General features: G+C 60.3%; 17 protein-coding genes and 5 pseudogenes. 16 read left to right on the forward strand and 6 right to left on the reverse strand.

Translation table 11 applies throughout. The annotated features are described in order from the left end of the window. Positions 1-75: 75 nt before the first annotated feature. The 3 genes from MKZ91_RS29700 to MKZ91_RS29710 all read left to right on the forward strand — a co-directional run bounded on the left by MKZ91_RS29700 (position 76) and on the right by MKZ91_RS29710 (position 4,052). The gene (locus tag MKZ91_RS29700; RefSeq protein ID WP_336174630.1) at positions 76-1,533 is read left to right on the forward strand and encodes a multicopper oxidase family protein; all 1,458 of its coding nucleotides are present in this window, start codon (positions 76-78) and stop codon (positions 1,531-1,533) included. A gap of 162 nt (positions 1,534-1,695) precedes the next feature. Next, positions 1,696-3,834 (forward strand): copper-transporting P-type ATPase, encoded by a 2,139-nt coding sequence (locus tag MKZ91_RS29705; RefSeq protein ID WP_336174631.1) that lies wholly within the window; start codon positions 1,696-1,698, stop codon positions 3,832-3,834. Next, complete coding sequence (locus MKZ91_RS29710; RefSeq protein WP_336174616.1) at positions 3,831-4,052, forward strand: DUF2933 domain-containing protein; 222 nt, start codon at positions 3,831-3,833, stop codon at positions 4,050-4,052. Before MKZ91_RS29705 ends, MKZ91_RS29710 begins: the two co-directional genes overlap by 4 nt. Before the next feature lie 69 nt (positions 4,053-4,121). Here MKZ91_RS29710 and copM read toward each other — a convergent pair whose 3' ends face one another. After that, positions 4,122-4,538, reverse strand: a complete 417-nt coding sequence (gene copM, locus MKZ91_RS29715; RefSeq protein ID WP_336174617.1) for a CopM family metallochaperone — start codon at positions 4,536-4,538, stop codon at positions 4,122-4,124. A gap of 421 nt (positions 4,539-4,959) precedes the next feature. Then, positions 4,960-5,412 (reverse strand): YqaA family protein, encoded by a 453-nt coding sequence (locus MKZ91_RS29720; protein ID WP_336174618.1) that lies wholly within the window; start codon positions 5,410-5,412, stop codon positions 4,960-4,962. A gap of 179 nt (positions 5,413-5,591) precedes the next feature. On the opposite strand from MKZ91_RS29720, the gene MKZ91_RS29725 reads away from it, so the two are divergent. From MKZ91_RS29725 to MKZ91_RS29755, 7 genes are all read left to right on the forward strand, one after another. Further along, entirely contained in the window at positions 5,592-5,996 is a 405-nt protein-coding gene (locus MKZ91_RS29725; RefSeq protein WP_336174619.1) for a hypothetical protein, read from the forward strand. Between the two features lie 88 nt (positions 5,997-6,084). Continuing rightward, positions 6,085-6,312: a hypothetical protein gene (locus MKZ91_RS29730; RefSeq protein WP_336174620.1), complete on the forward strand. Its 228-nt coding sequence runs from the start codon at positions 6,085-6,087 to the stop codon at positions 6,310-6,312. Beyond that, complete coding sequence (locus tag MKZ91_RS29735; RefSeq protein WP_336174621.1) at positions 6,309-7,772, forward strand: TolC family protein; 1,464 nt, start codon at positions 6,309-6,311, stop codon at positions 7,770-7,772. The genes MKZ91_RS29730 and MKZ91_RS29735 overlap by 4 nt, the downstream gene beginning before the upstream one ends. A 14-nt stretch (positions 7,773-7,786) precedes the next feature. Next, on the forward strand, positions 7,787-9,136 hold the full coding sequence (locus MKZ91_RS29740; RefSeq protein WP_336174622.1) for a multicopper oxidase family protein: 1,350 nt from the start codon (positions 7,787-7,789) through the stop codon (positions 9,134-9,136). A 39-nt stretch (positions 9,137-9,175) separates the two neighbouring features. Beyond that, entirely contained in the window at positions 9,176-9,655 is a 480-nt protein-coding gene (locus MKZ91_RS29745) for a cupredoxin domain-containing protein (protein WP_336174623.1), read from the forward strand. A 24-nt stretch (positions 9,656-9,679) separates the two neighbouring features. Next, the gene (locus tag MKZ91_RS29750; protein ID WP_336174624.1) at positions 9,680-9,964 is read left to right on the forward strand and encodes a copper-binding protein; all 285 of its coding nucleotides are present in this window, start codon (positions 9,680-9,682) and stop codon (positions 9,962-9,964) included. 101 nt (positions 9,965-10,065) lie between these two features. Next, complete coding sequence (locus MKZ91_RS29755) at positions 10,066-11,421, forward strand: adenylate/guanylate cyclase domain-containing protein (protein WP_336174625.1); 1,356 nt, start codon at positions 10,066-10,068, stop codon at positions 11,419-11,421. 618 nt (positions 11,422-12,039) lie between these two features. On the opposite strand, the gene MKZ91_RS29760 is transcribed toward MKZ91_RS29755, so the two are convergent. Together MKZ91_RS29760 and MKZ91_RS29765 are read right to left on the reverse strand one after the other, a co-directional pair. Continuing rightward, the gene (locus tag MKZ91_RS29760; protein ID WP_336174632.1) at positions 12,040-12,345 is read right to left on the reverse strand and encodes a hypothetical protein; all 306 of its coding nucleotides are present in this window, start codon (positions 12,343-12,345) and stop codon (positions 12,040-12,042) included. Between the two features lie 128 nt (positions 12,346-12,473). Continuing rightward, entirely contained in the window at positions 12,474-12,782 is a 309-nt protein-coding gene (locus tag MKZ91_RS29765; RefSeq protein WP_336174633.1) for a hypothetical protein, read from the reverse strand. A gap of 392 nt (positions 12,783-13,174) precedes the next feature. On the opposite strand from MKZ91_RS29765, the gene MKZ91_RS29770 reads away from it, so the two are divergent. The 3 genes and pseudogenes from MKZ91_RS29770 to MKZ91_RS29780 form a co-directional block, all read left to right on the forward strand. Further along, entirely contained in the window at positions 13,175-14,782 is a 1,608-nt protein-coding gene (locus tag MKZ91_RS29770) for an RcgA family putative transporter (protein WP_336174626.1), read from the forward strand. Continuing rightward, positions 14,772-15,791 (forward strand): RcgR family putative quorum lactone hydrolase, encoded by a 1,020-nt coding sequence (locus tag MKZ91_RS29775; protein ID WP_336174627.1) that lies wholly within the window; start codon positions 14,772-14,774, stop codon positions 15,789-15,791. Before MKZ91_RS29770 ends, MKZ91_RS29775 begins: the two co-directional genes overlap by 11 nt. Before the next feature lie 685 nt (positions 15,792-16,476). Next, positions 16,477-16,703: pseudogene (locus MKZ91_RS29780) on the forward strand (DUF3846 domain-containing protein); the annotation flags it as partial. 18 nt (positions 16,704-16,721) lie between these two features. Here MKZ91_RS29780 and MKZ91_RS29785 read toward each other — a convergent pair. Further along, on the reverse strand, positions 16,722-17,006 hold the full coding sequence (locus MKZ91_RS29785) for a hypothetical protein (RefSeq protein WP_336174634.1): 285 nt from the start codon (positions 17,004-17,006) through the stop codon (positions 16,722-16,724). A 157-nt stretch (positions 17,007-17,163) separates the two neighbouring features. On the opposite strand from MKZ91_RS29785, the pseudogene MKZ91_RS29790 reads away from it, so the two are divergent. From MKZ91_RS29790 to istB, 3 pseudogenes are all read left to right on the forward strand, one after another. Next, positions 17,164-17,903, forward strand: a pseudogene (locus MKZ91_RS29790) (IS630 family transposase); the annotation flags it as partial. Positions 17,904-18,064: 161 nt separating this feature from the next. Beyond that, positions 18,065-18,485, forward strand: a pseudogene (locus tag MKZ91_RS29795) (transposase); the annotation flags it as partial. A gap of 248 nt (positions 18,486-18,733) precedes the next feature. Continuing rightward, positions 18,734-19,422, forward strand: a pseudogene (gene istB / locus MKZ91_RS29800) (IS21-like element helper ATPase IstB). A gap of 171 nt (positions 19,423-19,593) precedes the next feature. Here istB and MKZ91_RS29805 read toward each other — a convergent pair. Then, positions 19,594-20,079: pseudogene (locus MKZ91_RS29805) on the reverse strand (IS3 family transposase); the annotation flags it as partial. Positions 20,080-20,520 lie beyond the last annotated feature (441 nt).

Raw genomic sequence — 20,520 nt, forward strand, 5'->3', positions numbered from 1 at the left:
GCTGTCTTCCCCGGTCGCATCCTGTGGTGCGACGTTCGCCGGCATTGGCCGGCACGGAACGAGAGGTCAATGGATATGAAACGCCGTGAATTCCTGGGCGGATTGATGTCGGGCGTGGTGGTCGCCGCATCGGCTGCCGCCCTACATCCAAACAAAAGTTGGGCTGAGGCCCGTAAGGCGACATCTTCGGGCGCGGGCGCCCGCTCGCTTGCGATCACAAAACGCGTCATCGAGGTGAACGGCAGAGCCGCCGATGTGTTCGGACTCCTCCAACCGGATGGCTCTGTCGGGCTGACGCTCGACGCGGAGGCTCCGTTCGACGTCGCCCTTGCAAATCAAGGCGGGGAAGCAACGCTCATCCACTGGCACGGCCTTGCGCCGCCATGGAAAATGGACGGGGTTCCCGACAATCCCGCAGCGCTTCTGAAAGCGAAGGAAACCCGGCGCTACACGTTTCCGGTCGGCTCGGGCGGCACGCACTGGATGCATGCGCATACGCTCCAGGAGCAGAACCTGCTTGCCGCGCCCCTGATCGTGCGGACCGCCAACGACAGGCAGCGCGACGAGCTGGAAGTGGTCGTCCTGCTGCACGACTTCTCCTTCACGCCTGCCGAAGAACTGCTCGCCAAGCTGAAGGGATCATCAGGCGGTCACGGGATGGACCACAGTGCGATGATGCAGGGCATGGCGTCCAACATGCAGGGCCACATGTCCGGCATGGCGATGCCAGGCATGGCCGCTATGGATCTGAACGACATCGAGTACGATGCCTATCTCGCCAACGACCGGACGCTCGACGACCCTGAAGTCTTCACCGTCGAGAGCGGCGGACGCGTCCGCCTGCGCATCATCAATGGCGCGACCGCCACCGCCTTCACGATCGACACCGGCACGCTCACCGGACAGGTGATCGCCGTTGACGGGCAGCCCGTGCAACCAATTTCCGGAAACCGCTTCCCGATCTCCATGGGTCAGCGGCTCGATATCCGGCTCGAGCTTCCTAAGTCGGCCGAAGCCCATCCAATCCTTGCGCTGCGCGAGGGAACGGATCATCGCACGGGCGTCATCCTGGCACCCTCCGGTGCGAAGGTCGCCAAGATTGCCTCGCGCGGGACGGATCCCGGCCCGGTCGTCGGGCTTGACCTGGAACAGCGGCTGGCAGCCGTCACACCGCTCCCCGCCCGTCTCGCCAACCGCCGCTTCGAGCTCAATCTGACGGGCAATATGAGCGGCTACGATTGGCGGATCGAAGGCGGCGACGGCCTTGATGTCCGCGAAGGGGAAAGGATCGAGGTCGTCATGCGCAACATGTCGATGATGTCCCATCCGATGCATCTGCATGGGCACCACTTCCAGGTGGTCGACATCGGCGGGAAGGCACTCGGCGGCGCTGTGCGTGACACCGTTCTCGTGCCGCCGATGGGAAGCGTGACCGTCGTGTTCGACGCAAACAATCTTGGCCGCTGGCCGCTCCACTGCCATCACCTCTATCACATGGCATCGGGAATGATGTCCTTCGTCGCCTACGCATAAACAGGATACGTCCGGCCCCCTTGCTGGGTGGCTGGACGCTAGCTCTGTTGGAGGCGGGTACCATTACGGAGAATTCCCATGGACGAGCATAAGCATCATCACAAGCACGACGGTCACGACCATCATCACCACGCCAATCAGAACGCGAAGCGCGCCGAGACCATGGGCAAGCAGGGCTCACAGCAGGATGGGGTGATCTACACATGCCCCATGCATCCGCAGATACGCCAGCTCGGCCCTGGCAACTGCCCGATCTGCGGCATGACGCTTGAGCCGGAAGTCGTGACGGCCGACACTGGACCGAGCGCGGAGCTAGTCGACATGCGGCGGCGGTTCTGGATCGGACTGGTGCTGACATTGCCTGTGCTGGCGCTCGAGATGGGCGGCCATCTCACGAACCTGCACATGCTACTCGGCCCGCAGATGTCGAACTGGATCCAGCTCGTCCTGGCGACCCCGGTCGTCCTTTGGGCTGGCGCGCCCTTCTTCGAACGGGCATGGCAATCCATCGTCAACAGGCACCTCAACATGTTCACGCTGATCGCCATGGGCACTGGGGTCGCCTGGGTCTACAGCGTCGTCGCAACGGTCGCACCCGGCCTGTTTCCGGAAACATTCCGATCCGGCGAAGGGGCGGTCGCGATCTACTTCGAAGCGGCCGCCGTCATCACCGTGCTGGTGCTGCTCGGACAGGTGCTCGAGTTGCAGGCGCGCGAGCAGACGGGCGGTGCGATCAGGGCGCTTCTCGATCTCGCGCCGAAGACCGCCCGCCGCATACGCTCCGATGGCACCGACGAGGATGTGGATCTCGAGGCCGTCGCCGTCGGCGACAAGCTGCGCGTCCGCCCTGGCGAGAAGGTTCCGGTCGACGGCACGCTTGTGGAGGGCCGCAGCTCGGTCGATGAATCCATGATCACCGGCGAGTCGATGCCCGTCACCAAGGAGGTCGGGGCAAAACTGATCGGCGGCACCATGAACAAGACCGGCGGCTTCGTCATGGAGGCTGGCAAGGTCGGGCGCGACACGATGCTGTCGCGGATCGTGCAGATGGTGGCGGAGGCTCAGCGCTCCCGCGCCCCGATCCAGCGCCTCGCCGACGAGGTTTCCGGCTGGTTCGTTCCCGCGGTCATCGCCATCGCCATTATCGCCTTCGCGGTCTGGATGTGGCTGGGACCGGAGCCGCGCTTCGCCCACGGACTGGTGGCCGCGGTCGCGGTGCTGATTATCGCCTGCCCGTGCGCCCTCGGTCTGGCCACGCCGATGTCGATCATGGTCGGGGTCGGCCGCGGCGCCCATCTCGGCGTGCTGATCAAGAACGCCGAGGCTCTCGAGCGCTTCGAAAAGGTCGACACGCTGGTGGTCGACAAGACGGGAACGCTCACCGAGGGCAAGCCGAAGGTGACCTCGATCGCCACGACCGGGGGTGTGAGTGAAGACGAGCTGCTTCGAATGGCGGCGACCCTGGAACGCGCAAGCGAACATCCCCTCGCGGCGGCCATCGTCGAATCCGCCACAGAACGCGGCCTGACTTTCGGCAATGCGGAGGAATTCGACAGCCCCGTCGGCAAGGGTGTCACGGGCTCCGTCGAGGGGCGCAAGCTGATCATCGGCAGTCACCGGATCATGGACGAGTCCGGCGTCGACGTGTCGGCCCTGACCAGGGAGGCCGAGGATCTGCGCGGCGAAGGCGCGACCGTCATCTTCGTGGCCGTCGACGGTCGCGTCAGCGGCCTCTTCGCCATTTCCGACCCTATCAAGGCGACGACCCCCGCGGCTGTACAGACATTGCTGAACGAGGGCGTCCGGGTGGTTATGCTGACCGGGGACAACAAGACCACGGCTGAAGCTGTCGCCCGCAGGCTCGGCATCACGGAAGTCGAAGCGGAAGTCCTGCCGGAACACAAGAGCGAGATCGTCGCGCGCCTCCGCAAGGAAGGCCGCATCGTCGCCATGGCCGGAGACGGCGTGAACGACGCGCCTGCGCTCGCCGCCGCCGATGTCGGCATCGCCATGGGCACTGGAACCGACGTGGCGATCGAGAGCGCGGGCGTGACCCTGCTCAAAGGCGACCTCCAGGGGATCGCGCGGGCGCGGCAGTTGAGCCATGCGACGATGAAGAACATCCGGCAGAACCTGTTCTTCGCCTTCATCTACAACGCCGCCGGAGTGCCCGTCGCCGCGGGCGTGCTCTACCCGGCCTTCGGCCTCCTGCTGTCCCCGATCATCGCGGCGGCGGCAATGGCCCTGTCGTCGGTCAGCGTGATCGGGAATTCTCTAAGATTGAGGAGTGTCCGGATATGACCTGGGATCGCAGATGGACTTTGTTTGCAATGTCGCTCGCGGTGATCGCCGCGTTCTTCTTCCTTCGCGAGCACTGGCAGCACGCCCTGGGCTTCACGCCCTACCTAATACTGCTTGCCTGCCCTTTGATGCACTTCTTTCATGGCGGTCACGGTGGCCATGGCGGACATCGCCATGACGGTGGAGACCGCCCGACGAAACCGGGCGACATCACATGACACGCCCGCTCGGCGGAAGCGGTCGCGAAGGCCGCCTCCACCGAACGAGGTCATCGAGCTGCCGAGGGATCACTTGGCGTGCTCGTTGACCCATTTGGTCATCTCTTCGATTTCCTTCTTCTGGGCGTCGATGATGTTCTTGGCCATGGTCTTGGCCTGCTCGTCATCGCCGTACTTCAGCTCGACCTCTGACATGCTGATCGCACCCATGTGATGGCCGATCATGCCGCAGACGAACGCAACATCCGGGTCCTTGGCCATCATTCCCTGCATCATGGCCGGGTGCATCTTCTGCATCGACTCCATCATCGCTTTCTGATGGTCGGCCATTTCGCCCATATGCATGTCGCTTGGCATCTTCATCTCGCCACTCATCGAGGCTTCCGACTTGCAACCGTCGGGCATCGCCATCTGAGCCGATGCCGTTGCTGTCGTTACGAGAAGGATGGCCGCCCCGGCGACCAAAAACTTGAGAATGCTGTCCATTGTACTCTCCATGTTTGGATAGAAGTCCGTTCAGACCGGGAGAACCGGGGACTTGGGCGGCGGAGAAAGCGCCCGGACGAGCAGGAAGGGCTTCGCCTTCACCCCGAGCGGATTGCGAAGACGTGGCAGATGGGTGTCCGCCACGAGCACGCAATCGACCAGAACCGGACAACATGATGACTTCGTGCAGCAGCTCGACGGCGAGGCGATGTCGGATGAGACGTGGGCTGGCTCCGTCAAGGAGGGGCAATGGAGGTCGACATGAAAGGGTGTCGCCGCCGTGCCGTGCAGATTGAATATCCCAAGGCAGAGAACGCCGATCACAATGATTCGGAGTGAAATTCGGAAGGCAGGCATGAGGCGCGGTTCCTTCGAGCCTACAACCCGTCCGCCGATCAAAAGTTCCGCGCCCGAACCCGCATCAAACTCCGATCGCTGCCTGCGTGCCGAGCGTCGCCGCGGCAAGGACGATGTAGCGCGCCGTCTTCCCGATGCCGACAAGCAGCAGGAATGACCACCAGGGTTCCCGCAAGACACCTGCGATGACAGTCAAAGCGTCTCCGAAGATTGGCATCCACGAGAGCAGCAGCGACCACCGGCCATAGCGGCGGTACCATCCGACGGCCCTATCCAACGCGGATGCCTTCACAGGAAACCAAGATCGGTCATGAAACCGATCTATGAAACGTCCGAGCACGGCGTTTAAAGCCGCACCCAATACGTTTCCGACGCTTGCGACGACGACAAGCCAGGTCGTCGAGAATTTCCCTGACGCGAGCAAGCCGATAAGCACCGGTTCCGACTGGAAAGGCAACACCGTGGCCGCCCCGAACGCGGCGAGAAACAATCCGAGATATGCGGTCAGGCTAGCCATACAACCTCGTGCAAACGCTGCGAGAAGGGGGCGCTTCGTGAGCTATTCGACTGTTTTCTCATTTGACTTACAAGCTCGACGGGGTCGGCACGTAGTTCAGTGCCACATAATAGACGCGAATCGCATCAAGGATAGAACCTGACAATTGACAACTTCAGGGCTGCTGTTAGTCCTCCGATATGGGCAAGATGTATCGAATCACATTTTCAAAGATGCTGGTTCTGCTTCGCACGGTGATCGTTATGTCACTGGCGGGATACTCCTTGCCGACCGCCTCCGCTGCCATGCACGGGTCATGGTCCGGGTCAGAGGTCTTGCAATCCCACGACCACCAAGGTCAGGTTGACGATCATCATGAAGGGGCGAGCGGCCACCATTCAGACGGCGATCACGCCTCCTCACCTGACGATGCTGCAAGAAAAATCGCCAAGCAGGAATGCTGCGGCAGTTTCTGCGTCAGCATGGCCATCGTGACCAGCAGCGTCCCCGTCGGCGGCCAGCGTGTAGCCACCATCCGCGAATTCATCGACGACGCCCATATCATGGGCGAATTCCCGTCACTCCACCGCCCCCCGAATATCTGAATAGGCCGAACCCGTTCTGCGGGTCTCACCGCGCGTTTGCGAGCGTGATGCTCGCAGCGCCGATGCCATCTCCTGTTCGGACAACACCATGAAACCCTTATTTCTGGTGGCCGCCCTGTCGCTTCTCGCGAGCGGATGCGCAGCCACATTGCCTCCCGATGTCATTGCCTCGGGCAACCGCGCGGCCTCACAGGCCGACGTACGCCCCCTCAGATATACGAGCCCGGTCTCGGGCTACACCCACCGCGCGCCTGTCGATCCCAAGCCGTGGCGCAATCAGAATGACGCGCAGGCTCCGGAAGGAGATGCGTCATGACCGGAAGCACGTTGAAGTTGGCTGCGGCGCTCACTCTTCCGCTGTTCCTCGGCGGCTGCGTGTCGGCCACCGAGTATGCGGCGAAAAACGCCGGGTTCTCTTCAGTCGAAGCCAAGACTGTCGAGGCGACGAGCAAACAGACTGTCTGGGTCCAGAACCAGCAGCAGGCACGGGTCGTCTCCGACCGCGTCAAGATGCTGATCGCCAAGAAGACCCTCGACGTGGAGACGGCGGTCCAAATCGCGCTCTTGAACAACAAGGGCCTGCAGGCTGCCTACGCCGACCTCGGGGATTCGTCCGCCGATGCCTGGCAGTCGACGATGTTCGTCAACCCGACGGTCTCCGTCGGCTTCAACGGCGTTGGAGCGCCGGGGATCGAGGCTTTCAGGTCGGTCGAGGGGGTAATCGCATCGAACATCCTGGCGCTCGCCACGCGCGAACGAGATATCGCAATCGCCGACACCCGGTTCCGCCAGGCCCAGTTGAATGCGGCGCTGCGGACACTTCAGCTTGCCGCGGACACACGGCGCGCCTGGATCAATGCTGTCGCCGCTTGGGAAACGGTAGCGCAACTCAATCAAGCCCAGGCTTCAGCCGATGCCGCGTCCGAGCTTGCGCAGAAGTTGGGTGAGACAGGCGCGATGACGAAGGGCTCGCAGGCTCGCGAACACGTCTTTTACGCAGAACTGGTGGGACAATCCGCAAAGGCGCGACTGGAGGCACGACTTGCCAAGGAGGAGCTGACGCGGTTGATGGGGCTCTGGGGTTCGGACGTCGAATACCAGGTGCCGAACCGCCTGCCCTCCCTGCCGAGGGGCGTGATGAAGCGTGACCTCATCGAGGCGGAAGCCTTGCAGCGTCGCGTCGACCTGCAGATGGCCAAGCTGGACCTCGACGCAACGGCGAAATCCTACAAGCTGACTGAAGCCACCCGCTACGTCACGGACCTCGAACTCCTGACCGGCTTCGAGACGGAGCGGGAAAAGGAAGATGGCGACGTCCAGACCGAGACGACCGGGATCGTGGAACTCGAGTTCGTGATTCCGATCTTCGACAGCGGCAAGGCCCGGATGCGCAAAGCGGAACTCGCCTACATGCGGTCGGCGAACCTGCTGGCGGAGAAGGCCGTCAACGTCCGCTCCGAGGCGCGCTCCGCCTACCAGGCCTACCGCTCCAACTACGATATCGCCCGCCATTATAGGAACAGCGTCGTCCCGCTGCGCACCAAGATCGAGGAGGAGTCACTTCTCACCTACAACGGCATGATCACCAACACATTCGAACTGCTCGCCGACAGCCGGGAGAAGGTCAATTCGATCCTGCTCGCGGTCAACGCCAAGCGCGACTTCTGGCTGGCCGAGGCCAATCTTGCCCCCGCCATCTACGGCGGCGGTGCGGGTGCCGCCGCCGGCGAGACGGAAATTGCGGCTGCCGCCGAGGGCGGTGGTGGCGGCCACTGAGAAAGGAACAGGCCATGTTCAACAGAAGACAACTACTCGGCGCAAGCGCCGCACTAGTATCGACCGCCGCCTGGGCGAAGACGTCGAATATGGGGCTGCCAGAAGCCGCCGTGATGGAGACGGCGGAGACGCAGCCGCCGCTAAAGCCCACCTCCGGACCCGACTACAACCCCGTAGTCACGCTCAACGGCTGGACCCTGCCCTACCGGATGAACAACGGCGTCAAGGAGTTTCACCTTGTCGCCGAGCCGGTGGAGCGCGAGATGGCGGAGGGCATGACCGCCTACCTCTGGGGCTATAACGGCCAGTCGCCGGGCCCGACGATAGAGGCGGTAGAGGGCGACCGGGTGCGCATCTTCGTCACCAACAAGCTGCCGGAGCACACGACCATACATTGGCATGGCATGATCCTGCCGTCCGGCATGGACGGGGTCGGCGGGCTGTCGCAGCCGCACATCCCCGTCGGCAAGACCTTCGTCTACGAGTTCGACCTCGTGAAGTCGGGCACCTTCATGTACCACCCGCATTCCGACGAAATGGTGCAGATGGCGATGGGCATGATGGGCTTCTTCGTGATCCATCCCAAAGACCCGAAGTTCATGCCGGTCGACCGCGACTTCGTCTTCCTGCTCAATGCCTACGACATCGATCCGGGCTCCTACGTGCCGCGGATCATGGAAATGACCGACTTCAACATGTGGTGCTGGAACAGCCGCATCTTCCCGGACATCAGCCCGCTCGTTGTATCCAAGAACGACCGCGTGCGGGTGCGGGTCGGCAATCTCACCATGACCAACCACCCGATCCACATGCATGGCTACGACTTCGAGGTCACCTGCACCGACGGCGGGTGGGTGCGGCCAGAGGCGCGCTGGCCGGAGGTGAGCATCGACATTCCGGTCGGCGCCATGCGGGCCTACGAGTTCGACGCCAAGTACGAGGGCGACTGGGCGATCCACTGCCACAAGTCGCACCACACGATGAACGCGATGGGACACGACATCCCGACCTTCATCGGCGTCGACAAATCGAAGGTCGCCGAGAAGATCAAGAAGCTTCGCCCGGAATACATGCCGATGGGCACCAAAGGCATGGCCGACATGGGCGAGATGGAAATGGAAATCCCCGAAAACACCATCCCGATGATGACGGGCTGGGGTCCGCACGGGCCGATCGAGATGGGCGGGATGTTCTCGGTCGTCAAGGTGCGCGAGGGCATCTCGGCGGGCGATTACGCCGATCCCGGCTGGTACGAAAACCCGCCCGGAACCCAGGCCTGGGAGTGGACGGGCGAGCTCCCCGACGCGACCAAAGCCAAGGACGCCAAGACCCAGATCACGCCGAAACATAAGAACCACGGCTGATCCAGCATGCCGATGTTCAACCAACCTAAGGACCACACAATGAAAGCTCAAATCTTCGGACTTCTCGTCGCCGCGCTCGCCACCCCGGCGCTCGCCGGCGGTAATCACGCAGGCGGTCACGGCGAAGCCATGGCTGTCGGCGAACCCGGCAAGAAAGCCAACGCCACTCAGACGATCCGCGTCACCATGAAGGAGACTGAAGACGGCAAGATGATCTTCACGCCGTCGACCTTCAAGGTGCGCAAAGGCCAGACCATCGTCTTCGCAATCAAGAACGCGGGCGAGCTCGATCACGAGTTCGTGCTCGACCAGGAAGACAAGATCATCGAGCACAAGGCGGCGATGGAAAAGTTTCCGGAGATGGAACATGACGATCCGAACGCCATCCGGCTCGCCGCCGGAGAGCAGGGCGAAATCATCTGGAAGTTCACCAACGACGGCGCGTTCAAGATCGCCTGCCTAGTGCCTGGACACTACGACGCCGGCATGCATGGCGACGTCACTGTCGCAGGAAAGTAATCGATTTCGGAAAGGTAAGACCACATGAAAATGCTGATCAAACTCACCCTCGCTTCGGTCCTCGCGCTCGGCACTGCCTACGGGGCGTTAGCGGCCGAATTCACCAAGGGAACCGTCAAGAAGATCGACGCCAAGGCCAAGAAGGTCACACTCATCCACGAGGAACTGAAGAACCTCGATATGCCGGCGATGACCATGGTCTTCCGGGTCAAGGATGACGCCCTGATGGCGAAGCTAAAGGAGGGGGCGAACGTCGAATTCGTCGCCGAGCGGGTCGACGGGAAGCTGACGGTAACGGAAGTCAAGTAAACCCGACAACGGACGCGGCCGATGGGCCGCGTCCACTACCCTGTGCAACCGGGAGAGCGCGGTCAGCCAACCCCCAACGATGTTGTTTTAAACCGGCAGACATGACGTCTTCACTCCATCCCCGCTGGGACTTCGCACGCGAGATACGCTCGATCCTCCTACGGTTCGTCGCGTTCGCTATCCTCCTTGCAAACCTGTTGCTCGGCGACAACGAAGGTGCCGAACGGACGCATTCGATCGTCGTCGTCACTTACCTCGTTATCAGCATGGCCTCCGTGGCTGCGGCGCGCTACCTGCCCGGTCGTTCGTGGCTGAAGACACTCTTCGTCGTTCTCGATGCCTTGTTGGTCGCCCTGCTCCTCTACGCACACATCCTTGCTGGGCCGGTTACCGAGAACCACAACCTGACCACGACCAGTCTCGTAGTGGCGTTCATCCTGCTCGTCCATGTCGGCCTCAAGCTGGAACGACGTCTCGTCCTGATCTTCTCCGGCATCGTGCTCACATCCTGGATGGCGATGCTGGCAATCACGGCTGCCAGGCATCATACGACAGGCGCGCTTTCACTGCTCGGGTCATTCTTCAACCAGGATCTCGGCCTTACTGTCAGTTTTGGCTTCACCGCCTTCGCCATCTATCTCCTTGCGAGGGATCATGATCGGACGCGCAGAGAGGCGCTCAGGGCGGACCAACGACGCCTCAATCTCTCCCGCTTCTTCTCGCCGCTCGTCGTTTCGGAACTGCAGGATGGAGGCGACGCCCTTGGCTTGGAGCGCCGTAGTGCGGCGATCATGTTCGTCGACCTGCGCGATTTCACCAGTTTCGCCGAAACGGCACCCGCGCCGGAGCTCGCCTTTGTTCTGGCCGAATACCGCCAACTCGTCTCCCAGACGATTTTCAAGCACGGCGGAACCGTCGACAAGTTCATCGGCGACGGCGTGATGGCCGTGTTCGGTCAACCCAGGCCCTTGGAAGACGACCCGGATCGAGCGATGGCCTGCGCTCTCGATCTCGTCAATGCTTTGCACGACTGGAAGAACCACAACGCTCTCAACGGCTACCCTGCCCTCGATGCTGGCATTGGTCTGCACTACGGCAAGGTCGTCGGGGGCGTCCTGGACAGCGGCTGCCACAGCGAATTCACGGTCATCGGCGACGCGGTCAATGTGGCTCAACGTCTGGAGTCCTTGGCCAAATCACTCGACGCACCGCTTGTGGTGTCGGTTTCGTTGGTGGCGCGCTTGCGGACCCCTGTTCAACCCGCCATCTGGACGCCGCAGAAGGCCGTCGTCCTGCCCGGACGCAGGCTCCCCGTAGATATCTGGTATCTGCGCCGCGAGGATTTTGCCCGAGCCGCGGAAACCCCCTCACACTACGAGATCGGGACCAGGCAGACCGCCTTCCAGAGATCGGCCTTCCAGTCCCCCGCACTTCCCTCCGAGGCCCGCACCGGGTAGTCGACACCTCGAACCGATACCTTGGCTGGATCGCCACATCTGACGAGCGCCCGATGCTTTCCTGGGTCATTGTAGATGGCCCCGTCCGTGTCGCGCTTGGATGAGACCGATATTCGGACATCGTAATCGTATCCTGGCCGCTGCGCGATGTGGTTACTCGCGAGACCAAGGCTGACGACGGTGTCGTCGTTGAAATGTTCCGTGTGGAAGACAATCGGTTCTGCCAGTGCCTGCGCAGTGGAAAACAATCCGATTGCGAGAGTGAGTACAAAATTACGCATTCCCACCTCCCATGGTGCAGCGAAGATGGCATCATATCACCGACAACGCGCGAATTGGAGCACCCTCGATAGCACCACTAAGCTGGACCGCCTTGCCGGGCATCCGGAGGAAGACTGTCGAATTTCTCCAGACATTCTGCTGGAAGACACCGGGTGGCACGGCTGTTCCCACAGGCCGACTTCTTCGCGGTTTTCTGGACGCAACGTTCGCGGTTGGGACCTGTCTGCGTCCGTGGCAGTCGACTCAGGTGCCAGTGATCGCAACCTTTGAGCCGACTCCCCACCCCTCGGTGAAAGCCTCCTATCAACACGAGTGCCTGTTCGAGGGCGGCGGCGTTCAGCAGATGCCAGAACATCGACTCGCCCGAAGATCATTTGGATTCTCAGCTTTTTCGTTTTCACTCCAATGTCTCGCCGGCGAGCCGGGGTCGAGGTACCGACCAAGCGACCGCAAATAGGCGACGATTTCCAACAACAGGAAATCTCGGTCTCCGAATTTTTCACCTATTCGGTGCAGCTCATCTCCCGCCGCATCCATCTCCTCCAAGTCGCCGAGTACGTAGCAACCGTGCCCGACCGCACAGATATCGCAACCGGCCTCGATCACCTCATCGACGAATGCCGGAATCTCACTCACTCCCATCAGCTTGCGCTGGCGTGTTTCCATGTACGTTATCTCCCTGCAAAGGATCGGCGAGGGGAAATGGCGCGGCGTCCGCCGCCCTATCCCGTCGGCGCGCTGTAGGAATCCAGTCGGCAAAGCCTGTGGCCTCAGCACGTCAATCTGGAGTCGGCAGGCCGACCGCGAGGGGCTTCCAAGGCGGAATTCATCTCTTTGGCGCTCAGCGTGCCACGTGTTGCAATCAGGTATGCCGCCATATAGGTCAGCTTCAGCCTCGATTCCCGATCGCCCCGCGGCGTGTAATCGACGATCGCCAGCCAGCCAGCTTCTTCATCCCGCGCAACGCCCAACAATCGGTTGGCATAGGTGACGTTCGTAACCTCACCGGCCGCCCTCCGCTCATCCCAAGCACGAACGGCGTCCGCCGTCGCCAGTTGCGCAGCGATATGTCGGTCGATCAACTCACCAAGGGACCCCGCAGTTTCCGACCCGCTTTCTTCTTTGCGTCCCCTCCCACCCAAAGGTCCCGCGATTTCCATGTAAGAAATACCGTCGGAAGCTAATGCGCTCAAAGCCGTGCGCATTCTTGAAGCGCAGAATCCGCTGCTATAGGACCGAAGCGAGCATGATAAGCTGTCGGTCTCTATGCGGCGCTGAAACGCTGATGACGACGAAATTGGCATGATTGCGTGCCTCACCGACAAAAGACCCCCTCCTTCCAATAGTTGCGCGCTTCATCTCGGAAGCGCTAAAAAGTTGCATCCCAGCGATAAGACCGTGATTTTTGGGGCAATGGAACGATAGGACACGAAACCTAGCGAAGCGAAACGAAACCAGGGCCAATAAGTCATTGATAAAGAATGGAAAGTTATTTCTTCCGCCGTCGAAAGACGGGAGTGATTTCAAGGAGCTATTCAAACAATTGGCTGCGGCTGGAGCGGGTCGGCCATTGGGCAGTGATGGGTTTCCCGCAGGCCCATGGACGCCAGAGCTTCTTGCAGAGGCGATTTCACAGATCGATTCGAACCGGATCGGGGTTGATCTGCGAACGGTGCAGCTTTGGTTTCAAGAGAATGAGAAGGGAATTAGCACTGCCAACATTCGGTGGCTCGCGAGGATTTTTGGGTGCGATGACCCAATGGCAACCAGCGAATGGCAGATGGAGCTCAGTGCGGCGCAATCCCGGTTAGCGGGCAAGAGACGAGATCTGAGGAATGCAGGGAGCAGCGTTGGGATCCCAGATCCGCCGCGGACCACGATCGTCGATAATGAGACGAAGTCTCCGCCAGAGTTGGCACGAGATACTGACACCAAGAGGCCAAGACGGCGTATCGGCTTGGCGAGGAGATCGGAGGCGCTATTTAGTCGCGGATCGCCCTTGAATTTGCCGGCGTCGGTGTTTGCAGGGGCCACCGCTCTTGGGTTTTTGTCGTATATCACGGGGATCCACAACGCCACTTACGACCGGCCGGATGGCCTTGTTAAGCAGGTTGGATTTCTTTGGGCGCCGAATTGGACATTCGTCTTCATGGTGCTGCTACCCTTGTTTTGCGCGTTCGTCATAGAGCTGCTGGGCATCTGGAAGAACGAGGCGCGCCCAAGGCTTGCAGCGCAGGCAGACCGGATGCAAAACGACGAGGCCTGGGAGCGCAATGTCGAAGCTTCTTCCTATACGTACTGGGCGGTCTTTTTGATTTGCCTGCTGTTCGCAGGTCTTTTTCAATGGATCGAAGTGTGCCTGATCCCATTGGTGAACGGCGGTGGCAACTATGCAATGGATTGGGGCAAGTTAGCACTTGTGCGCCCGGAGGTCATATCGGTGCCCGAAGCGGTCCTGTTCACGGGGATTGCTTACCTATACATGTGCCTGTGCTTCTATGTTTTCTTCGTCGGTCTCATTTTGCTTTATACGGTTGTCTATGATCTCTGGAGAGTTGAAGTGGCGACGAAGCATCGGTCTGATGCAAACTATCAGCACGAGATCAATGAGGTCGGTCTTAGGGTAATGCGCGGGATTTTTCGGTGTACCGTATTGGGCGTTCTGATCGCCATATGCATGAAGGTCCAGAGCTCTTACCTGACATCGAGCGGCGAGAATGTTGCGGCTTGGTTGGTCAGCGACATGTCTTCAGTCCTTCATGGTCGCAATAATGTAAGCGACGGGGCCGGCTATAGGATGCCGACTCATTTCAGCAGTCTTCTTATCGTTATTTCGACCTGCGTCGTCTTTCTGTTTGGCTCCATCCGTTTACGTGTTGGAGGTCGGTTTCGTGTGCTTTTGTGGGAGATGGCGGCCGTTGTAGGTCTTCTCGTTGCCGGCTATTTGCTGATCGGCGCGTTTGCAGGCTTTTCGATCCTTTTGGGCGTCGGCGTGCTCCTTGCGTTGTACGGCTTGTTTGATCCAGGCTTTGGGCGATGGCGGGCGACTGAGTTAGGAAATCATCAGCGTGTATCATAATTGGCTTGATCGATGGGATGAGCGGCGGGCGCGGCGAGGCGAGGAGGAAAAGGAGACAACGGATTTCGTCCTTGACGTGGCACGCGCCTTTCCAGAGGCGAAGAAGGTCGCAAGTCTCGAAGAGTTTTGTCGTCTTGCGGACCAGGCCGTCGCTGATCCAGCCTTCTTCGATGAGCCGAGTGGGAGCGATCAGGTTTTTCAGAAGCAAGATGGGTGGCTCAAATTTCCATCGGGCATCTCTACAAACATTGAAGAGAACAACGTCGTCTGGACAAAGATCACAGAAAGCGGGTCGTTCGATCAGGTGCTGGTGGTTTTCCACCATTGGAATGCAACCAGGCGAAATCGTCAGATCGCCAAATTTTTCTCACGGCGTGGTATCACGGTTGTTGAGATTTCAATGCCTTATCATTTCGAGCGCCAACGTCCGGGCGCCTCGCACGCCGATTACATGCTCAGCGCGAATCTCGGCCAAACGATCCAAGCTGTCAGGCAGGCAGTGTGGGATGGACGAAAGCTCATACGTTGGTTGAAGGGCGAAGGCTATCGAGAGATTTCGGTTCTCGGTATGAGCTTGGGCTCCTGGGTTGCTGGGCTCATCGCGGCACACGACCCTGCTGTTTCAAAAGCTTCGTTGTTTCTCACCGCGGGAAGTCTCGCGGATATGGTTTGGACGGGACGCGCAACACGATTGATACGCGAAAGCCTTGAGCTTGAAATCGCGCTGGCCGATCTAAGACGGGCCTGGGCTCCACTTAACATGGAGAACTACGTGCATCGTTTGGCACGGCCTGATCTCGACCTACACGTTGTGTTGGCTAGGAGAGACAAAGTGGTGCTGCCAGAGCTATCGGAGAGGTTCGTGCAACGCCTAAAGGACGCCGGAGCCAAGCCAAATATTTTGAAACTAAACTGTGGTCACTATTCGCTCGCCAGGCCGCCCTACATTCTGTTGGCCGGTTTGAGCTTGAAGCGGTTTCTATCGGCTATTGCCAAATCGGCCCGTTGAGTGCTGGCGACGGATGAAAGTTTTCCTCAACTGGAGCTTTTCAGCCTGGGCTTATGGTCGCCACAACGCCGCCAGGTTTCGCATCGATTTGGCGCATCGCTGACGCGGGCCCGCTTTATGCCTTCAGCACGAAGCCCTTTGAAAGCGGTCTTCGCCTCTGCGGGTAGCGATCGATTGCGCTACGTCCGCTTCGCGTCCGTGCATCAAATTGCCTCTGGCTCCCGGTTTACACGCCCGTTGAAACCTGCATATTGTGCGCCGGCAAAGTCAATCATGAGTTGGTGATGGCAAGTCGCTAGCCCTTCTTGTCATGCGCCAAAGGGGTCGTCCTGTTCACGAGGCAGGGCGGCCCTTTCTGTATCTGAAATGGCGTCCGCTAGGCGGCCGGCATGCTTTCTTGATGGAGGGAAAGAAGGCGCCGCCCTCTCTCCCTCACAAGGGAAAAAACGGTCTCCCCGTCCTTCCTCCGGTCGCTGATCGCTCGCTACGTGCAGGATCGACGCTGATCCGCATGTACGGATCAGTCGTCGCCCCTTCGGCTTTAAGCCTCGGGCGGGCGAACCCCCTCCGTTTTGTTCCCTTGCCTCCCTCTCTCCCGCTGCTCCGCGCGAGCTCGGAAGCAGGAGCGGGGCTCCTGCCCTCGGGCAGACGCTAGACCGCTTCGCGGAATGGAAAGGGCTAGAAAATGGAACGCGCAAACACCGCCTATGTGCTGGACCCAGAGACGACGATTTTTAAGCCCGTCGGGCTTCCGATCTCGACGGGTATCCGGCCGGTTTACGACCTGATTGGATGTCGCCTTCTCGAAGTCGTGCGTTTCGACGAGCGCCACACGCTCCTTGTCGACGAGGAAGGGTTGAAGGAAGGCCTGACCGCGGCTTCCCCCAGCCGATCGCGGGCAAGATCGTTCTTGTCGGGGGGGATGGTAGCTCACCCTACACGTCGCCGCTTGTCAGTCTTGAGGACGCGGCCAAGCATTTCAAATGCTGCCGCCCGGTCCTCGATCCGGTTTTCGCAAAGACCGACGAGATTTCCCCCGGAGGCATCATCATTGCCGGCGCGTTGGCGGGGCTGCAATCCCGCATTGAGCGCCGTGCCCCTACCCTCGTCGAAGGAGAGGCATAAATCGCAACTCTCGAAAACAACATCCTGGCCATTGTGGCAGGGACCTTCGCCGCAACCATAGCGGCGGAGGACATCGAGCCGCAGTTTCATGCCCTGACGCACTTTCCCGACCGGCGCGCGAAATCAGAGCTAGCGGACCTGGCCGAGCGGCTGAACCAATTCGCCGTTCACGTTGTCGAGCTTTGGAACGAAGCTTGCGCCCCGATCCCGGGTTCTGATTCAAACTGCCGATGGAGGTCGGCAGATAATGTCGAAAGCCCTTTCCGTTGATCTTCGCGCACGGGTTCTTGCCGCCGTCTCTGCCGGAGCGTCGCACCGGGAGGCTGCCGAGCGCTTTGGCGTCAGTGCGGCCAGCGTGAGCCGGTGGCGAAACCTGCAAGTCCGTCAGGGCCATGTTCGACCGGGTCCTCTGGGTGGAGACCGTCATTCGTACAAAACCGAAGCCAACGCCGATGCGATCATGTCGTGGCTTGAGGAACACCGGGACGGCACCTTGTTCGAACTTCGTGATGCCCTTGCAGGTCAGGGCATCGCCGTCAGCAAGTCGGCGCTGCACCGTTTCCTTGTCCGGCACAATCAGACGCGCAAAAAAAGACGGGCCACGCGATAGAGCAAGTACGCCCAGACGTCTTGGAACTCCGTCAGCGGTGGTTCGACGAGCAACTTGATCTTGATCCGTCGCGGCTTGTGTTCATCGACGAAACATGGACCGCGACCAACATGGCGCGCACTCATGGCAGATGCACCAGAGGTGAGCGGCTGCGGATGGGTTTCCCGCATCGCCATCGCAAGACGACGACGCTTGTCGCCGGTCTACGAAACACCGGAATGGTCGCGCCTTTGGTCATCGACGGTCCGATCAATGGCGAGTGGTTCGAGGCCTATGTTGCTCAGGTCCTGGTCCCGATATTGAAACCCGGTGACATCGTGATCCTCGACAATCTTTCCAGCCAGAAACGGCCAGCAGCAAGAGCGTTAATCGAAGCGGCGGATCGTGTCCCACCGAGTGGTGTAGTTCGGCGGTAGCAAAGCCGCTCGCGAGCGCGCCCCCAATCGCGCTGTAGGGAGTGAGGCGCTGTGCGGGCGGCCATCAGTGTTTTCCGCTAGGGTCGGGTTGTTCAAGACACAACCTGACGGAAAGATCACTGATGACCACTGACATGATGAACGTGCGTTCGCTCGTTGAGAAGAGCGCTGATGCAGATTTGTTGCGCGAGATGATCGGCTTTGCCGCTGAACGGCTGATGGAGCTGGAGGTCAGCTCAGCTACGGGTGCAGGGTTCGGGGAGAAGAACCCGATGCGGCTTGCACAACGCAATGGCTATCGTGCGCGATTGGGAGACGCGAGCTGGCACGGTCGAGCTTCGCATTCCGAAGCTGCGCAAGGGCAGCTACTTTCCAAGCTTCCGCGAACCGCGCCGCATGGCCGAGAAGGCTCTGACGGCTGTTATCCAGGAGGCGTATATCCAAGGAATATCGACGCGCTCGGTCGATGATCTGGTCAAAGCCATGGGGATGAGCGGCATCTCCAAAAGCCAGGTGTCGCGGCTGTGCGAGGAGATCGACGAGGAGGGACGCAAGCAGCGGCGCGTGAACCCCGACCATCGACGAAGCCTGAGCTCTCATCGCAATTGGTCGAAGGCGGCCAACACGGACGTCATCATCCAAGGAGCCGGCGGCAAGGTTCTTCAGCGATCCCTGGCATTCTATGATGCCGTCGGCAAAGCGCTGGCGCGGGAGAACCGTCCATGAGCGTCACTCTCGATTCCATGCCCTCGATGATCGACCGTATTCGCCACGATCTCGTTGGGCTGAAGATGCCGCGCGCGCTTGAAGCGCTCGATCATGTCGTGCGTCGCCTCGAGCACGGTGAACTGTCGGCGCAGGAGGCCATCGACATTCTGCTATCGGAAGAACTGACACTGCGTGAGAACAGACGTATCAAGACGGCGTTGCGGATGGGCAGGCTCACAACCATCAAAACCTTGGCAGGCTTCGACTTCACCTTCCAGCCGTCGCTCGATAGAGATCGCGTCTTCACGCTGGCGCAGCTCGGCTTCATCGAGCGCCATGAAGCTGTTCACTTCCTCGGCCCACCCGGAACCGGCAAAAGCCACCTGGCCACGGCACTGGGCGTCGAAGCCGTCAAGGCCGGCAAAAGCGTCTACTTCACGACGCTTGCCGATCTGATCGCCTCGCTCGCGCGTGCTGAACGGGAAGGCAGATTGCAGGAACGTATCCGCTTCTTCTGCAGGCCGAGCCTGCTCATCGTAGATGAGATCGGATACCTGCCGGTGGTCGCCGGCGGCGGCAACCTCTTCTTCCAACTCGTCAACGCTCGCTACGAGCGCGGCGTATGATCCTGACTTCAAACCGCGGCTTCGCCGAGTGGGGCGACGTTTTTGGCGATCCCGTCGTCGCCACCGCGCTGCTCGACAGGCTCCTTCACCATGCCGTCGTCATTCAGATCGATCAAGCTACCGCCTGCGACAACATGCGGAACTGATGCTAGAGCATGTCCGCTCGAAAGCCCTCATCACGCCGCCCGCTTTCGCGCCACCAGCAAAACCACGGGGACGGCCACCGAAAAATGGTCACGCATTCGTGCCGTCTACGTCGGCGTAAGGGGGGAATTTTACTTCGGCACTTTGTAAGTGCGGACGAATTCTTGGACTGCTTATGCTGCAATTCCGAGGTTCCGGCGGTATTCCGCGGGGCTAAGGCCACCGAGTGAGATTTTTATGCGATGCTGGTTGTACCACCGGATATAGGAATCTACTTGCTGCATGAAGTCGTCAAGCGTCGTATTGATCCAGTCGCGATGGTAGTACATCTCGTTTTTAGCGGTCCAAAGAAGCTCACAGGCTGAGTTATCCGGTGAGCACCCTTTGCGTGACATGGAGCGGGCCAGCTGAGCATTGTGTATGCGCGACAGCCAGCCAGGCCAGCGATAATGGGCACCGCGGTCAGAGTGCACAACTGGACGCTCGGAAACGCTGATCGTTGCGATTGCGGCATTGAGCATGGTGTTCACGAGTTGTGCGTCTGGACGTGTGCTCACGGACCAACTGACAACAAGCCCGTCGAAGCAGTCGATAATAGGCGACAGATACACTTTCCCCGCCGGCAACTGGAACTCCGTGATATCGGTAAGCCACTTCTTCCGGCTAGACTTTTCCTTTGGCGGCTAATCTGGCCACCATCTGGCCGTCGCGGCACCAACGCGGGCGAACGTGTAGGTCATGAGCCCGATCAGGGCGCGATCTCGCTTACCGATCAACATATCGGTGGAAATGCCGTCCAAGAGCTGACGGGCTTCCTCGGACGAGAGGACAGGGGGTCTTGCCCCTTCTACGGGAATGTTTCGGCCCTAGGATGGAATGGGCAGGATTGGCCTAAATCGCCTGTCCTGTAACGAGCCAGTCGAACAGCTGGCGCACCGCGCCTAACCGCTGTTTGACGGTATCCCTCCGGTGTGAACCGCCTTGCGAAGTTCCGCGTCTCCCGTGAGTCTGCGCTCTTAAGATTGGACTTAAGAGTGCATTGAGCATGGGACATGCAGTTTTGCTGACGGGGCCGGAGCGGCGTCGGCGATGGTCGTTGG

The organism is Ensifer sp. MJa1 (assembly GCF_037026475.1).
Classification (GTDB): domain Bacteria; phylum Pseudomonadota; class Alphaproteobacteria; order Rhizobiales; family Rhizobiaceae; genus Ensifer.

Coding starts and splice junctions, on each gene's coding strand:
- MKZ91_RS29725 (WP_336174619.1), top strand. CDS start 5,592: ATGGGCAAGATGTATCGAATCACATTTTCAAAGATGCTGGTTCTGCTT.
- MKZ91_RS29745 (WP_336174623.1), top strand. CDS start 9,176: ATGAAAGCTCAAATCTTCGGACTTCTCGTCGCCGCGCTCGCCACCCCG.
- MKZ91_RS29740 (WP_336174622.1), top strand. CDS start 7,787: ATGTTCAACAGAAGACAACTACTCGGCGCAAGCGCCGCACTAGTATCG.
- MKZ91_RS29710 (WP_336174616.1), top strand. CDS start 3,831: ATGACCTGGGATCGCAGATGGACTTTGTTTGCAATGTCGCTCGCGGTG.
- MKZ91_RS29735 (WP_336174621.1), top strand. CDS start 6,309: ATGACCGGAAGCACGTTGAAGTTGGCTGCGGCGCTCACTCTTCCGCTG.
- copM (WP_336174617.1), bottom strand. CDS start 4,538: ATGGACAGCATTCTCAAGTTTTTGGTCGCCGGGGCGGCCATCCTTCTC.
- MKZ91_RS29785 (WP_336174634.1), bottom strand. CDS start 17,006: ATGAAACTGCGGCTCGATGTCCTCCGCCGCTATGGTTGCGGCGAAGGT.
- MKZ91_RS29760 (WP_336174632.1), bottom strand. CDS start 12,345: ATGGGAGTGAGTGAGATTCCGGCATTCGTCGATGAGGTGATCGAGGCC.
- MKZ91_RS29720 (WP_336174618.1), bottom strand. CDS start 5,412: ATGGCTAGCCTGACCGCATATCTCGGATTGTTTCTCGCCGCGTTCGGG.
- MKZ91_RS29705 (WP_336174631.1), top strand. CDS start 1,696: ATGGGCAAGCAGGGCTCACAGCAGGATGGGGTGATCTACACATGCCCC.
- MKZ91_RS29700 (WP_336174630.1), top strand. CDS start 76: ATGAAACGCCGTGAATTCCTGGGCGGATTGATGTCGGGCGTGGTGGTC.
- MKZ91_RS29750 (WP_336174624.1), top strand. CDS start 9,680: ATGAAAATGCTGATCAAACTCACCCTCGCTTCGGTCCTCGCGCTCGGC.
- MKZ91_RS29730 (WP_336174620.1), top strand. CDS start 6,085: ATGAAACCCTTATTTCTGGTGGCCGCCCTGTCGCTTCTCGCGAGCGGA.
- MKZ91_RS29755 (WP_336174625.1), top strand. CDS start 10,066: ATGACGTCTTCACTCCATCCCCGCTGGGACTTCGCACGCGAGATACGC.